The organism is Flavobacterium sp. HJSW_4 (genome assembly GCF_042436695.1).
Taxonomy (GTDB): domain Bacteria; phylum Bacteroidota; class Bacteroidia; order Flavobacteriales; family Flavobacteriaceae; genus Flavobacterium.
This window is the reverse complement of sequence record NZ_JBHNPP010000032.1, coordinates 28,649-44,030: the sequence shown is the minus strand read 5'-3', so window position 1 is coordinate 44,030 and position 15,382 is coordinate 28,649. Positions and strand designations below refer to the sequence as shown.

Annotated in this window: 17 protein-coding genes; 3 read left to right on the top strand and 14 right to left on the bottom strand. The window is 32.1% G+C overall.

The window, feature by feature from the left end; translation table 11 throughout:
* The 11 genes from atpA to ACE01P_RS21035 all read right to left on the bottom strand — a co-directional run.
* A partial coding sequence (atpA, locus tag ACE01P_RS21085) for a F0F1 ATP synthase subunit alpha (RefSeq protein ID WP_379701018.1) occupies positions 1-1,272 on the bottom strand: 1,272 nt, incomplete at its 3' end.
* A 37-nt stretch (positions 1,273-1,309) separates the two neighbouring features.
* Positions 1,310-1,843 (bottom strand): ATP synthase F1 subunit delta, encoded by a 534-nt coding sequence (gene atpH, locus ACE01P_RS21080; protein ID WP_379701017.1) that lies wholly within the window; start codon positions 1,841-1,843, stop codon positions 1,310-1,312.
* A 4-nt stretch (positions 1,844-1,847) separates the two neighbouring features.
* On the bottom strand, positions 1,848-2,348 hold the full coding sequence (locus tag ACE01P_RS21075; RefSeq protein WP_290963757.1) for a F0F1 ATP synthase subunit B: 501 nt from the start codon (positions 2,346-2,348) through the stop codon (positions 1,848-1,850).
* A 90-nt stretch (positions 2,349-2,438) separates the two neighbouring features.
* Positions 2,439-2,636 (bottom strand): ATP synthase F0 subunit C, encoded by a 198-nt coding sequence (atpE, locus tag ACE01P_RS21070; RefSeq protein WP_008465835.1) that lies wholly within the window; start codon positions 2,634-2,636, stop codon positions 2,439-2,441.
* 33 nt (positions 2,637-2,669) lie between these two features.
* Positions 2,670-3,845: a F0F1 ATP synthase subunit A gene (gene atpB, locus ACE01P_RS21065; protein ID WP_379701016.1), complete on the bottom strand. Its 1,176-nt coding sequence runs from the start codon at positions 3,843-3,845 to the stop codon at positions 2,670-2,672.
* 118 nt (positions 3,846-3,963) lie between these two features.
* Positions 3,964-4,356, bottom strand: coding sequence for a hypothetical protein (locus tag ACE01P_RS21060; protein ID WP_379701015.1), 393 nt, complete (start codon positions 4,354-4,356; stop codon positions 3,964-3,966).
* 58 nt (positions 4,357-4,414) lie between these two features.
* Complete coding sequence (locus tag ACE01P_RS21055; RefSeq protein ID WP_095930601.1) at positions 4,415-4,642, bottom strand: AtpZ/AtpI family protein; 228 nt, start codon at positions 4,640-4,642, stop codon at positions 4,415-4,417.
* Positions 4,620-5,021, bottom strand: a complete 402-nt coding sequence (locus ACE01P_RS21050; protein ID WP_379701014.1) for a polymer-forming cytoskeletal protein — start codon at positions 5,019-5,021, stop codon at positions 4,620-4,622. Before ACE01P_RS21050 ends, ACE01P_RS21055 begins: the two co-directional genes overlap by 23 nt.
* 5 nt (positions 5,022-5,026) lie before the next feature.
* The gene (locus ACE01P_RS21045; RefSeq protein WP_379701013.1) at positions 5,027-7,639 is read right to left on the bottom strand and encodes a tetratricopeptide repeat protein; all 2,613 of its coding nucleotides are present in this window, start codon (positions 7,637-7,639) and stop codon (positions 5,027-5,029) included.
* 91 nt (positions 7,640-7,730) lie between these two features.
* The gene (locus ACE01P_RS21040) at positions 7,731-8,426 is read right to left on the bottom strand and encodes an ABC transporter ATP-binding protein (protein WP_379701011.1); all 696 of its coding nucleotides are present in this window, start codon (positions 8,424-8,426) and stop codon (positions 7,731-7,733) included.
* A 70-nt stretch (positions 8,427-8,496) separates the two neighbouring features.
* Positions 8,497-9,957 (bottom strand): DUF5687 family protein, encoded by a 1,461-nt coding sequence (locus ACE01P_RS21035; RefSeq protein ID WP_379701010.1) that lies wholly within the window; start codon positions 9,955-9,957, stop codon positions 8,497-8,499.
* A gap of 128 nt (positions 9,958-10,085) precedes the next feature.
* On the opposite strand from ACE01P_RS21035, the gene ACE01P_RS21030 reads away from it, so the two are divergent.
* Both ACE01P_RS21030 and ACE01P_RS21025 read left to right on the top strand, forming a co-directional pair.
* Entirely contained in the window at positions 10,086-11,138 is a 1,053-nt protein-coding gene (locus ACE01P_RS21030; protein WP_379701009.1) for a 2Fe-2S iron-sulfur cluster-binding protein, read from the top strand.
* A gap of 248 nt (positions 11,139-11,386) precedes the next feature.
* Entirely contained in the window at positions 11,387-11,782 is a 396-nt protein-coding gene (locus ACE01P_RS21025) for a hypothetical protein (protein WP_379701008.1), read from the top strand.
* A 136-nt stretch (positions 11,783-11,918) separates the two neighbouring features.
* On the opposite strand, the gene ACE01P_RS21020 is transcribed toward ACE01P_RS21025, so the two are convergent.
* Complete coding sequence (locus ACE01P_RS21020) at positions 11,919-12,926, bottom strand: glycosyltransferase family 9 protein (RefSeq protein WP_379701007.1); 1,008 nt, start codon at positions 12,924-12,926, stop codon at positions 11,919-11,921.
* Positions 12,927-12,969: 43 nt separating this feature from the next.
* A complete protein-coding gene (locus ACE01P_RS21015) occupies positions 12,970-13,575 on the bottom strand; it encodes a DUF4254 domain-containing protein (protein ID WP_095930592.1) in 606 nt (201 codons plus the stop codon).
* Between the two features lie 110 nt (positions 13,576-13,685).
* On the opposite strand from ACE01P_RS21015, the gene upp reads away from it, so the two are divergent.
* Positions 13,686-14,339 (top strand): uracil phosphoribosyltransferase, encoded by a 654-nt coding sequence (upp, locus tag ACE01P_RS21010; RefSeq protein ID WP_379701006.1) that lies wholly within the window; start codon positions 13,686-13,688, stop codon positions 14,337-14,339.
* Here upp and ACE01P_RS21005 read toward each other — a convergent pair.
* Positions 14,334-15,263, bottom strand: coding sequence for a DUF6427 family protein (locus ACE01P_RS21005; RefSeq protein WP_379701005.1), 930 nt, complete (start codon positions 15,261-15,263; stop codon positions 14,334-14,336). The two genes, upp and ACE01P_RS21005, sit on opposite strands and share 6 nt — an antisense overlap.
* Positions 15,264-15,382: the final 119 nt, after the last annotated feature.

Genomic DNA, 15,382 nt, shown 5'->3' with positions numbered 1-15,382 from the left:
ACCAAATTTAGCGAAAGCTTCTAATTCACGGAATTGAGCTTGGTCTAATTTTAAAGTTCCAGAAACTTTTTTCATTGATTTAATTTGAGCATTACCTCCAACACGAGATACAGAGATACCTACGTTAATTGCAGGACGAACCCCAGAGTTGAACAAATCTCCATCAAGGAAAATCTGACCATCTGTAATAGAGATTACGTTTGTTGGGATATATGCAGAAACGTCACCAGCTTGAGTTTCAATAATTGGTAAAGCAGTTAATGAACCACCACCTTTTACGATAGACTTAATAGAATCTGGTAAATCGTTCATGTTTTTAGCGATACCGTCATCAGCGATTACTTTACAAGCACGCTCTAATAAACGAGAGTGTAAGTAGAAAACGTCTCCAGGGTAAGCCTCACGTCCCGGTGGTCTTCTTAATAAAAGAGAAACCTCACGGTAAGCAACAGCTTGTTTAGATAAATCATCATAAACGATAAGAGCTGGACGACCTGAATCTCTGAAGTATTCTCCAATTGCAGCACCAGCGAATGGAGCGTAAACTTGCATTGGAGCTGGGTCAGAAGCATTAGCAGCAACGATAACTGTATAAGCCATTGCTCCTTTTTCTTCTAACATTTTTGCAATTCCTGCTACAGTTGAAGCTTTTTGTCCAATTGCAACATATATACAGAATACAGGTTTTCCTGCATCGTAAAATTCTTTTTGATTTAAGATTGTATCGATACAAACAGTTGATTTACCTGTTTGACGGTCACCAATAACAAGCTCACGTTGTCCACGACCAACTGGGATCATAGCATCAACAGCTTTTACACCTGTTTGTAATGGCTCAGTTACTGGTTGACGGAAGATAACTCCAGGAGCTTTTCTTTCCAAAGGCATTTCGTATAAGTCACCACCGATTGGTCCTTTTCCATCAATTGGAAAACCAAGAGTGTTAACAACACGTCCTACCATTTGCTCACCAACTTTAAGAGAAGCAATACGTTGAGTTCTTTTTGCTGTAGATCCTTCTTTAATACCTGTTGAAGGTCCTAATAATACAACACCCACATTATCCTCGTCAAGATTCAATACGATACCTTCCATACCGTTATCAAATTCTACTAACTCTCCATATTGTACATTAGATAGCCCGTAAACACGAGCAATACCGTCTCCAACTTGAAGTACTGATCCTACTTCCTCTAGCGTAGCGCCAGATTCAAAACCTTCTACTTGCTTTCTTAATATCGCTGAAATTTCAGCAGGTTTGATTTCCGCCATCTTAATTTATAATTTAGACACTTTTTGTGTTATAAAACTAATTACTTAACTCTCTTTTTAATACTTGTAATCTGTTAGCAACTGAAGCGTTGTACTGATTATCTCCTATTCTCAAAATAAACCCACCAATAATTGAAGGATCTACTATATTTTCAATTGTAATTTTTTTATCTGATAAAGTTGCAACTTTTGCTAAAACTTTAGCTTCTAAAGCAGCATCCATCGGAATTGCTGTAGTAACTTTTGCTACTTCAACACCTTGACTTTCATCAAATAATTTATTGTATCCTAATGCAATTGCATCTAGAATTTCAAATCTTTTGTTTTCGTATAATAAACGGAATAATCCTTTTGTTACTCCATTTACATTTGAGAAAACTTCTAAAAGTGCACTTTCTTTAACTTCAGCTTTTGTAGTTGGGTTAAGAATAAATGTACTCAATTCTTGATTCGTCTCAATTGCATTTGCAATTGACTTCATATCGTTATTGACAGCTTCGGCAACACCTTTAGAGTTTGCTAAGTCTAGAATTGCTTTTGCATAACGAATTGCTGCTCTTGTACTTGCCATAATCTTAGTTTAACTTTACGTCACCTAACATTTTCTCAACTAATTTAGTTTGAGATTCTTTGTTAGATAATTCTTCTTTCAATAATTTTTCAGCAATACTCAATGATAGAGAAGAAACTTGAGATTTCAATTCTGCCATTGCAGCATTTTTTTCGCTTTCGATAGCAGCTTTAGCTTGCTCGATCATTTTTTGACCAGCTTCTTGCGCTTCGTTTTTAGAATCAGCAATCATTTTCTCTTTCATTTCGCGAGCTTCTTTCAACATCGCGTCACGTTCTGCACGAGCTTCATTCAAAATTCTTTGATTGTCAGCTTGTAAATTTTCCATTTCTCTCTTTGCGTTTTCAGCAGAAAGCAATGCATTTTTAATACCTTCTTCTCTTGCAGTAATAGATTCCATAATTGGTTTCCAAGCAAATTTTACTAAAAGTAAAATTAATATTACCAAGATTAAAGCCTGCCAGAAGAATAATCCGAATGAAAAATCGTTAATTAACTTATCCATTTTATATAACTATATTAAATATTTAATTTCTTTTTTAAAAGTAACAACATCTTTAACCAACCGTTAAAGATGCTGTTATTTCTCTCTTTATTATTTTCCTAAGATTAAAGCAGCGAATGCTAAACCTTCTAATAAAGCCGCGATAATAATCATCGCAGTTTGAATTTTACCAGCAGCTTCTGGCTGACGAGCAATAGCGTCCATAGCAGATCCACCGATTTTACCTAAACCTAAACCTGCACCGATTACTACTAAACCAGCACCTACTAAAGTTGGAATTGTTCCCATAACTATTTATATATATAAAATTAAACTTCTAAATTAAATAATTGCTGTTTCATCTTCGTGGTGGTGAGCATGATCATGATCTTGAACTGCCATACCAATAAACAATGATGATAACATTGTAAAGATAAACGCTTGCAAAAACGCAACTAAAATTTCAATAACAGAGATGAACAATGTCAATCCTAATGAGATTGGTAAATCTGCTGCTAAATTTTTACCAACGAAAATCATTCCGATCAAACTCATAACTACTACGTGTCCTGCAGTAATGTTAGCGTACAAACGAATTAATAATGCGAATGGTTTTGTTAATGTTCCTAAAACCTCAATTGGAGCTAAAATGATTTTCATTGGAACTGGTACTCCTGGCATCCAGAAGATGTGTCCCCAATAATCTTTGTTTGCACTAAATTGAGTGATGATAAATGTAAAGGCTGCTAGACAAACTGTGATAGCGATGTTTCCTGTTACGTTGATTCCTAGCGGAGTCATTCCTAATAAGTTCAAAATCCAAACAAAGAAAAATACAGTTAATAGGTAACCCATATATTTACGGTATTTTTTCTCTCCAATATTTGGAACTGCGATTTCATCTCTGATGAAAATAATAAGTGGTTCTAAAACTCTACCGAATCCAGTTGGGATTGGTCCTTTTTTATATGATTTTGCTAAACCAGTAAACATTAACAATAATAATACTGATACAAAAAGCATTGAAACAACATTTTTAGTAATTGAAAAATCTAATGGCTTTTCATTTTCTGGATGACCGTGCTCATTAAATGTAACTGTTCCGGCTGCATCTGTTTTGTAAATTTTACCGTGAACTAATTTGTAGAAATTTCCATCAACTTCTGCAACTGTTTCTCCAAAGTGGAATTTTGAAGAAGAGAAAACTTTTAATCCACCATCAATTAAAATAACTGGTAATGGAAAACCGAAGTGTTTATTTTCTTTTTCATCTTGAAAGAAAACAAAGTCATGAGAATCTTGTAAGTGGTGATCAATAAATGCATCCACTTTTGCCTTAGGATCTAGAGCAACATGCTCTCCTTCTTCATGAGCGTTATGTGAAACTACTTTCTCTTCGTGAGTCGTTTCAGTTTGAACATGCGTCGAATCATTCTCTTGATTTGCAAAACCCATAATAGGTAGAGAAGCTACAAAAGCTGCAAGAATAAAGCTGAGTGGTTTGTTTGAAATCACCATATCGTGGAAAATCTTATTTTTTTACGTTTCTAAAATTTGGTGCAAAGGTACATTTTTTATTAATATTCAAAAGGATATGAAAAATTATTTTTAAACCTTGTTTTAAAGAATTGTTATTTTAACGCTTTTGATTTAATAATCGGACAGTTAAAAGCGTCTGAAATAACAAAAACAGCACAAATGTTATAAAAAAACTAACTTTTTCAACATCGCTTTCTCCAGTTTTGTTTTTTAAGATCGGCTGCAGAATTAAATAGGCTAATAGCATTTGTGTAAAAGTTCCAAATAAAAACGCCATTCCGACGATTTCAAAATTCTTCTTTTTTACTACTAATAATATAAGGTATAATAAAGACGAAATCGCGAAGAAAGAAAAATACAGTAATTCTAAACTGTAATGAAAATTCTCCGTACCAATTTCACTAAAGAAAAAAACTGCTTTATGAACAATGTAAGCTCCTAAAGCAAGACATAACAAATAAAAAAACAGTTTGTAATTTTTTGAAAGCATTTGAAATAATTTTTGTGCAAAGATGCAACTTTTATCTCAAGGCATTTTTATTTACAAACTACTTTGTTTTATTGATATCATTTACTTGTCGGATTACATTATACAATGCAACTCCGACACCGGCTAATACAAAAATGGTATTATAATATACTTTTGGACTTGGATGTTTCTCGTCGAGCCAAGTGCCAAAATAAGAGAATACAAAAATGATCACTCCCATTTGAAAGGGAATGTTAATAAATGCCAGCCATTTATTTCTCCTATTATTGTTCGGCTCCTTTTCCATCTTCTAACATTATAACCTGATTAGAATGTGCAAGCATCGTACAGGTTGCAGTAAAGTCGGCACCTGGTTCTATCGACAGTTTTCCTACTGATACTTCTCCGTGTATTATGGCAGTCGATTTAATATTAAGAGTTTCAAGGACTTTTATTTTTCCGTGAAATTCTCCTTCAATATCTGCATTGTTACAGATAATTTCTCCTTTAACAGATCCTTTTGCCCCAATAACAATTTTGCCTTGTGAAGTAAAATTTCCAATCAATTCGCCGTCTAATCTAAAATCGGCTTTAGAGACTATATCTCCTACGATGGATGTTCCTTCTACAATTCTATTCGTTTTTCCTAATTGTTCAGTTCCGTTTTTTTTTACTTTTTCAAACATGGCGGTTAAGGGTTTTTCGGGGTCAAGTATGCTTCTAAATTCTTTTTAATCTGAACAATTTTATAATTATCATTTGATATAATTATTGCCTGATCTGGGATTTTATATTTTTTATCGTCTCTGAAAACTCCTGCAATATCATTTGCATAAGCTTCAGATTTTAAACCATGAATAACTACAAAACTTTCTGTTTTATTGTACTTATCCAAAGATGATGTCAATCTTTCGTAATTTTCAACTAATAAAAATACTCGAATTGCTTCTTCAATTCTTTTAACTGCTTTTGTATCAGTATTAGCAACACGGTATACTATTTTCCAGTTTTTAGTATCTGTTGTTGTAAAGTTAAGTTTCTCTAAAACAGGAACTTGTTTCTCTAAAATTTCTCTCGCATTTTTACCTTCTTCACTATTTGGGTAATTATCCGCTACATTTTCAAGTCCTTTTTTATAAGCATCTAAGCCATACACTTTTCCTGAAACGTTGGCTTTTAGCAATTCATATTTCGAAACTATATCGTCTCCAGAGTATTGGTTAATCAGATTATCAATATTTGATAAGACTTCGTCAAAATGTTCTTCTTCAAAAAGTTTATACCATTTTTTATATTCTTTGTCAGGACTAGAATTTGGATCGTCTTCTTTATGATTTAAAATATGAGCATATCTCGAATCTGAATATTTCGAAGAAATCTCTGTTTTTATAGCTTCTGCTTTCGCCGGATTTGTAATTTGATAAATTTTGTACAAATTATACATCGATGGCAGAACTAGTTTTTCTTCAGGATTATTCTGAAGCAATTGTTCTAGTTTGTCGCTCGCTAAATTATATTCTTTAAACTTCTCCTTATATATAAGTCCTAATTGATAGTATGAAAAATTACGTTCTTTTCCAATACTATCCATTGCCGCTTGCGAAGAAGGAAGCTGTTTTACATAATATGCAACCGTATATTTTTCTGGTACAATCGTATCATTCAATACGTTGGCAACTTCTTTATTAGCAATTGAATCATTCAAAGCTTCGTTATTAGCAGCCTTTACTCCTCCCAATCTCCAGTTTCCAGCCATAGTCCTGCTACCCCACATTTTTTTAAATTGAAGTTTTCCGTAAGCAACAGTTGTCGGATTATAAAAATAGAAGGTGCTTGCATTATCATTTGCGCCTGGAGGCATTCCTATTCCCTCTGGATCAGATGATTTGCCCAATGATTGAGGATTTACGGCTCCATTACCTGGAATTTCCGCCTGAGAATTTCGATCGATATTGGCTAATCGTTCTTTTTCTTTTTCTTCTAAAAGTTTTTTAGCTTCGTCTTTCTTTTTAAGTTCGGCAATATAATTTTCGAAATAATCTTTCTTTCCGTTTGGCGGGAGATTGTATACCTTAATAATACTATCGTTACGTTTTGCGATTGCTTCGTATTTAATTACGTCGTCAAGATTTTTTCTGTTTTTTTCGATAAAAGTGTATTCTCTGGTTTTAGGATCCATTTTTACCAAAGTACTGTCATAATATTTTGCCGCCATTGAATAATCTGTATTTTTAAAATACATGTTTCCAATGTTTCTGTAAGCAGAAGCCATCAAATACGAATCTTTAGATTTTCTTCCCAAAGATTTATTGTAAAGTTTCAAAGCATTTTCTTGATCATTCTTTTTATCATAATAAACTCCCATTTCATAAAAAAGAACATCATAGTAAGGACGATTTTCACGATCAGTCACCAATTTATTATATATCTTTAAGAAAATCGTATCATTATCTTTCCCATAATCAAACATCTGAGCCTTTTTTGCATAAGCATGCATCATGTACTTACGATCTGCTTTTCTGTTTAAATCAATAACAGCATCATAATAATAAATGGCGCTATCACGTTGGCCTTCTGCTTGATACATTTGCCCAAGGATAAAACGATATCTCGCGCGCTCTTCGTTATTTCTTGTGAATTGTTCTGCAACTCTGAGTTTAGCAACGGCACTGTCTTTTTCTTCCAAATTCAGATAAGCTTCTGCCAAAAGAGCGTGGGCATCTGCATAAGTTTGTTTATCTAAATCTGTTTTTTTAAGTAAAATTTTGATGTTTTTAAGAGCAATTGCATCGTTTCCTAAACGCATATTGGTTTTTTCGCGCCAGATTTTTGCCGTATAAATATTATTGCTTTCGGGATATTTGTATAAAATATAATTGAATGCCTCAATTGCTGGAATAAAACGCTGATCGTAATATCTTGCTTTTCCAAGCATAAGATAAGCTTCGTCAATCTGCCAGTTTCTTTCTCTTCCTCCAATATTCATAGAGTGTTTTTGAATGGCTTTTGTAGCTTTTGTTTCTGCTTTTTCAAAGTCAGGATTTTTAGCTTTTTCGCCTTCAGAAAAATTTTCATCAAACTGCATTTTTTCAATCGGCAGCTGTTTCCAGAAATTGTCTTCGTTATTGGCCTGAATAGACTTTAAACCTTTTTCAAGACCAATTCCTCCATTGTAAAGAATGTTATATTTTGTCCCGATTGAGTGAGAACTTCGAGCCAAAAAAGTATTTTTTTTGGTAGAACAAGCTATCAAAAAGAATAAAAAAACGAGAGTAAAACTATATTTAAGAGTATTCTTTTTCAATAGAAACGAGTTTAAAACAGATAACTACTAAAAATTGGTTTTAGTATATTCTATTTGTAAAAATACGCTTCTTTTTTAAATATAGAAATTCTTACACGGCAAAAAATAATTCTAGTTCCTGTAAGGTCTCTTTTGAGGTCTGAATATCCTTAACAATTTCGCCTTTATTAAGAGCAACAATTCGATTGCAAACCTCTACAGTATGTTGTAAATCATGGCTTGAAACCAAAACAGTTACATTTGGATCATCGGCCAATTCCTTGATGATTTTTTTTAATCGGCTCACTGTCGTTGGATCTAAATTTGCAAAAGGTTCGTCTAAAATTACAACTTCTGGATTTCCAATAAGCGTTGCGATAATACCTACTTTTTTCTGGTTTCCTTTTGATAAATCTCGAAGGTATTTTTTGTTCTTTAAAATTTCTCCATTAAAAAACTCTTCATGTTTTGCCAACAAAGCATCAATATCTGCTTTATTCTGATTGCGCAAATCACCAATAAAATAAAAATATTCTTCTGGTGTTAAATATCCGATAAGGAAATTTTCATCTAAAAATGATCCAGTAAAAGATTTCCAGCTCTCGCTTGTATTTACCTGAATATCATTACTTTTTATATATCCTGTTGAAGGCTGGATTAGGTCTAAAAGCAAACTGAAGAAAGTTGTTTTTCCTGCTCCGTTATTTCCAACCAAACCAAAACTTTGCCCTTTTGGAATTTCTAGATTACTGATATTTAAAACTGTTGTTTCGTTATATATTTTAGAAAGCTGATGTACTTGTATCATTGCAATTTTATGTTTTATGAGTTTAATTTTTAGATTAATTTTCTAATTGGCAAATTCTATAATTATCAAATTAACTCTTTTGTTTGTAAGCACTTATAGTACTATACTTTTCTTTTTTGTATCTCTTTTCTATTAATGAAAATACTTTTTCTTTGAAGATAAAACCCAGCACTCCTGCCCCTGCAACTAATATTAATGCAACTGTTTTATCTCCGTAGTGTAAGCCAAGCCAATACAGCAATGAAGGCAAAAATATTTTTGGCAATGACAATAGCATTGCATTCACATTAAACACTTTTTTATCTGAAAAAGCTCCGCCAGCATTACTTAAATCGATTGGCGTCTTGGTAAAAGCACCGCCCAGAAGGACCATGTGAGAATTAACTCCTATATTATAAATCGCTCCAACTACAATAATTAAATACGTTTCCCATCCGTACAAAAGATAAAAGGAAGCAAGTATCGTCGAGATGAAAGTTGCAATTACAATAAGCCACCATTTTGAAGTGATGTAACCTCTATACGGAATATTCTGCGTCATCATTAATTGATAATATGAACTGTCCCAGCTTGGTACAAATTGTCCAAAGACAAATAGAAATCCTCCTGAAACAAATATTCCAGCAAAAATTTGCATGGCTGGCGGCTGGTGCGTGTTTCCGAAAAAAATCAATCCGTAGAATAAAAAGATCACACTCATAACAATTGTGGTTTTTGACCTTTTATTTCTTTTGATGAGTTTAATGTCGTTTTTCAAAAATGTTCCCAAAGTACCAAACTGATTCAGCCAAGCAAGATTTTCTGTAGAAGCAACATCTTGTTTTACAGAGAGTCCCGCGTCGAGATATAGATTTCTTTCGAAATATTTAAAAGTAAAATAATGCAGTGTTATTAATAGTAGAATCGGAATCAAAAATAATCCGTCTATCTCGTAAAAGTTTTGAAAAAACGGAGTCGTAAATAACGTAATATCAAACAATTGATAATATTGTGCACTTCCTAAAACTATAATCAACAGTAGAAAAAGAGCAAATAATCTGTCGATATTGCTTAAAATAATATTCAGAAAATTGTTAATGTAAATAACAGACATTACTCCTAAATGCCAGAAAATAATCTGAACAACATCGTAACCATTTAAAATAAGCACAACCGTAAACGGAATAAAAAATAATGCATGTATCCAGTTAAAAAAAGATAAAACCGTTTTACCCAGAGAAAAATGAACAATGGTTGTTTTTTTTAAAGGAAGAACCAGTAAAGGTTTGATATTCATTACAGGAATTGATTGTAACAACAATCGAATTACTAAATCGCCTAAAAAATAATAGATTAGAAATTTGTTTAAAGTTGCCAGCGGTTCCAAATTCATTTCCTTAAGAACATAAAATGCACCTACTCCCATACCAATAAAAATTAATGAAAAATAGATCATCAAAAAACCTATTATAATTTTCATTGTCAGATTTTTACCGAAAGATGCCGACCTAATAAAGGCCTTCCATTCGAGATAAATAAACTTCTTAATCATGGTTTATGGTTTTTATATTTTTGTAGTAAGAGACCAAATGTAGGAAAACGTTACAAAAAAAGTTAAAAAAAATAATTTCGTGCTAAAATTTTAATAGTGGTTTGCTACTTTTGCATAAAAATTCTATCATGCCTTCATTCTTAAAACTTATAATTAAAGAGGTTAAACGCGAAACTGCAGATGCTGTTTCTATTCTTTTTAATGTTCCTGAAGAACTAAAATCTGACTATAAATTTATAGCAGGCCAATATATAAATTTAAAACTAACTCTTGATAACCAAGAAATTAGACGTGCTTATTCTATTTGCTCTGCACCAGACAGCGGCGAATTAAGAATTGCTGTAAAAGCAGTAAAAAATGGTCTTTTTTCTCAGTTTGCCAATACTAAATTAAAATCAGGGGATGTTCTTGAAGTGGGTCATCCAGAAGGTAAATTTACTTTTGAACCAGATGCCGAAAGACAAAAAAACTATGCGGCTTTTGCTGCAGGAAGCGGAATTACTCCAGTTCTTTCTATTATAAAATCGGTTTTAAAAAATGAGCCAAAAAGTTCATTTGTATTGGTTTACGGAAACAAAACTCCTGAAAGCACAATCTTTCATCAAGAACTTCACGATTTACAATTACAATATGTAGGCAGATTTTTTGTACATTATGTGTACAGCCAGGCAAAAGCTGAAAATGCTTTGTTTGGAAGAATTGAAAAATCGGCTGTGAATTTTGTTTTAAACAACAAACACAAAGAACTTGAATTTGATAAATTTTTCCTTTGCGGGCCAGAAGAAATGATTAACACTGTTTCTAATGTATTGAAAGAGAAAAATGTAAAAGAATCTGCGATTAAATTTGAGCTGTTTACATCTTCTACTGAAGAGCATGCAATTCAAGGTTCTCAAGAAGGTCATACAAAAATTACAGTTTTAGTAGACGATGAAGAAACTACTTTCGAAATGTCTAAAAAACAAACGATTCTTGATGCTGCTCTAAAACAAGGCGTTGACGCTCCTTATTCTTGCCAAGGCGGAATCTGCAGCAGCTGCTTAGGTCGTGTTACAAAAGGAAGTGCAGAAATGACAAAGAATTCTATTTTAACTGATGGCGAAATTGCTGAAGGTTTAATCTTAACTTGTCAGGCGCACCCAACCTCAGAGACTATTTATGTTGATTATGACGATGTTTAATCGATAAAAAATCTTAAAATATAAAATCCAAATTTCAATTTTACTGTTGAAATTTGGATTTTTTTTGTTCTATACTTTTAGAAATATAATTTCTGATTTAAAAATGTATAAAAAAGCATATATCTCTTTAAAGATTTTTTAAAAAATATGCCGAAAATTTAGTATATTAGTAGTACGCTCCAGACTGATACATCTTTTATCTTTTGAAGATACATTTAATTGTTAACACACTTAAAACATTAAATATCATGGAAATGCATCACTACCTTCGTCTAACTTTTATATTACTTTTTGTAATAACTGCTCTATTTTGTGCCTATTTTATAATTAAAAGAGGACAAAACAGACAAACTCCCAAATTGCTTTCGCAAGAAAAATATAATTCTTCAATGAGTGGAGGAATGAAAGAAATAGCAATCTCTGATAGTTTTTTTAATATTTGGCCTTATGTAAGCGAATTAAAAGCAGCCAAAATTTTATCGAAAAAAATCAAAGAATCTGATTTGGTGCATAAAGTTTACCGAAATTCAACCGAAGATTTTGAACACATTTTATTAACCACCGAAAAAGAAAACCAATTTGTTGAAGTGGTCGTTGACAAAAACAAAAAGAAAGTCTTGGGATATCTTTTTCTAAATTTATGATGATCTAGCTTTCGCTAAAATTCCAATAAAAAAATTCCAAATTCCAACTTTTAAATTGGGATTTGGAATTTTTAGTTTTTATAAGACTTTGACAAAGAGAATGCTTATTCTCAATTTTGGAATTTGGATATTGAATTTAAACATTCGAATTTATCCTAGAAACAACATCTTCTGGAGAAATTGTTCTCATCGCATCTTCATATCCTTCAACAATTTTGTTTCCGTAAACAGAAGTTGGCAATTTCGGATATTGATTTCGATCTGATGTCAGCGCATTTTCTAAGCTTTGATTGAAAGGCAAAAATCCAGCATAAGGATGTGTCGCGCCCCAAAGCGTAACCACTTTTACACCCAGCATTGCTGCAATATGCGCATTTCCAGAATCCATAGAAAGCATTACATCTAAATTGCTTATCAATTTTAATTCTTGCTGAAATTTAATTTTTCCAGCTACATTTATTACATTTTTGAATGGCTCAGAAAGAGCATCTAAAATTTCGATTTCCTTCTTTCCTCCACCAAAAAGCAAAATCGTTTGATCTTTATTTTCGGCTAATTTGGCAATTACTTCCTGCATTAAATCTACAGGATAAACTTTAGAATCATATTGAGCGAAAGGCGCAATTCCAATTAGTTTTTGATAATTTTCTCCAATTAAATCGGTAATTTCTGCACTTAAAACTGCTTTTTCAGGAAATTCAGGATGAGATAAATCTACAGGAAAACCAAGTTCTTCAAACACTTTTGTGTGTCTTTCAAACATGGTTGGCAATTGTTTGAAAATCTTATTTTCTGCACGCGTCAATTCTTTTTTTCCTTCTCTGCCTTTATCAACAATTGCTCTTTTTTTTCCGCTTAAAGCGAAAAGCAAACCCACAACCTTAGATCTCAAAACGTTATGAAGATCTGCAAATGCATCAACTTTCAGTTTTTTCACATCTTTAAATAAACGTAAAAGTCCTAGAAATCCTTTGTGTTTTTCTTTTTCATCAAAAGCAAAAAATTCAAGATTTGGAATTCCTTCAAAAAAAGGTTTAAAAAAAGGACGAGAAATAACGGTAACTTTTACCGTTGGATATTGTTTTACAAAAGCTCGTAAAACAGGAACCGTCATGGCGACATCTCCCATTGCGGATAGTCTCATGACGGCTATATGCTTAATTTTGCTAGACAAGTCTGCCAAATTATTATTTTTTATTTTGATATAAAACTGGGTTCAAATCGTCGTCGTTGTACATTTTCATTTGTTTGTACACTTTCATGAATTTATCTCCGTTTTCAATATCTGTCAATAATTCTTCAATTGCTGTAGATAAATCTGTTCTTTGCTCTAAAAGAATATTTAATTTTTCCTGACATTTATCTCTATGTTCCTGAGAAGCTTCAGCACGATTAGCTTCTTCATGCATGTGATAAATTTTTAAAGCCAAAATAGACAATCTGTCAAAAGCCCAAGCAGGACTCTCAGAATTGATTTTTGCTCCATCTTTTACTTTTACATTGCTGTACTTTTGTAAAAAATAACTATCTATATATTCCACCATATCAGTACGTTCCTGATTTGATGCATCAATTCTTCTTTTTAAAGTTAATGCCGCAACTGGATCAATCTGCGGATCACGGATAATATCTTCAAAATGCCATTGAACGGTGTCAATCCAGTTTTTTAGATATAACAAATGCTCGAACTTATCTTTTGGATAAGGATTATTGATCGGCTGGTCAACATTATCAAACTGGTGATAATCTTTGATACTTTGCTCGAAAACAGAATATGCTAATTTTGAAAACATGTTTTTATTTTTTTATAAAACAAAGATACTTTTTATACTTTTATACTTTGAAAAAAAACATTAATTTTTCAATTATTCTTAATAAACAATTGATCTTCTAAAAAAATATTATGAAAATCCACTATATCTCTGAGAACAACAGCGTATTAAATCATTTTTTAGGTCAGATCCGGAATGTAAATGTTCAAAATGACAGTCTGCGTTTTCGTAGAAATATTGAACGTATTGGTGAAATTATGGCTTATGAATTGAGCAAAATTTTACCATATAAACAGGTTGAAATTCAGACGCCTCTTGGAATTAAAAACACTACAGAAATTGATACCGATTTGGTATTATGCCCAATTTTAAGAGCTGGACTTCCTCTCCATAATGGTTTTTTAAATTATTTTGATCACGCAGAAAACAGCTTTGTTTCTGCTTGCAGATACCATCCAAATAATGATGATGATTTTGAAATTCGTGTTGAATATCAAGCTATTTCGGACTTAAATAATAAAACTGTTCTGCTTCTTGACCCAATGCTTGCCACTGGACAATCGATTGTTGCCGTTCACAAAAAATTAGTAGAAAATGCAACTCCAACAGAAATTCATATTGTTGTTGTTATTGCTGCTCCAGAAGGAATTGCTCACCTCGAAAAAAATCTTCCAGAAAATTGCCACTTATGGGTTGCATCTCTAGACGAAAAATTAAATGAGAAAAACTACATTGTTCCAGGACTTGGCGACGCTGGCGATCTTGCTTACGGAAGTAAATTATAATTGAGAGAAAAAAGTAAATAAACTACACACAATCAGAGTATAATAAACAATTTCGTTGTTAAGTTTCTGTTGCATATATTCTACATGACTTGTTGCCATAACTGCCAATGGTGCAATACTAAACAATAATAAATCATTGCTTTTATTTGGTGAAATGATGTAAACAAAAACGGCAATAAAAAAATAAGCCACAATTTTTTTGTACGAAGAATGCACAATTTGTGGTCTATTTGATAACGTCATTAACATCGAAGTAACAAAAAATAATGCTACAGCAGTATAAATAGAAAGTGCTGCGTTTTCGTAATTATTCTTAAAATAATCAATTCTAAAATCGACTAATGCTCTTTCTTGAATGAAAGTTACTGCATCAATATTTAAAATTAAAGATGTCATGTAGAATAAAATCATTACGGCCAAAAGTGCTATAAAAGGCAAAACCCAGTTTCTATAATCTCTTGAAACGTGAAAAATGATGGAGATATAAACCAATATTAAGAATAAAATACTCCAAAATTGAAATAAAGAAGCTACAAAAATCCAAAATGCAGCATCAAATATTTTTTCTTTTGATGATTTTAGCGATTGCAGCGAAATCAATCTTCGAAGTGCCAATAAAACAAAGAAATTGGCATAGATAACATTTGAGTCATTAAATATGGTTGGGAAAAATAAAACAAACAACAAGTAAAAAAGTATCGCGTAACCGTTGTCTTTGCTGAGTCCGTTCTTTTTTACAATGAAATTAATCATGAAAAAAGAAGCCAAAATAAAGCACAACAAACTCACTTTTTGAAAAGCCAAAAAATAAGAAGTAACCCAAGATGGCTCTTTAATTTGGAACATAAAAAAGAAAACCAGTATTAAAATTACAACCAATGAATAATTTAATGGCGTAGATTTTTTAAAAACACTTGTTATCATAAGGATATTTTATACTTTTGTGATTGTAAAGATAATACTTGTTTAAAAGGAAAAACCTAACAAGTTGAAAAAAGATTTGGTTTACCGAATTTTATCTTCAAAGCATTACACAACAATAA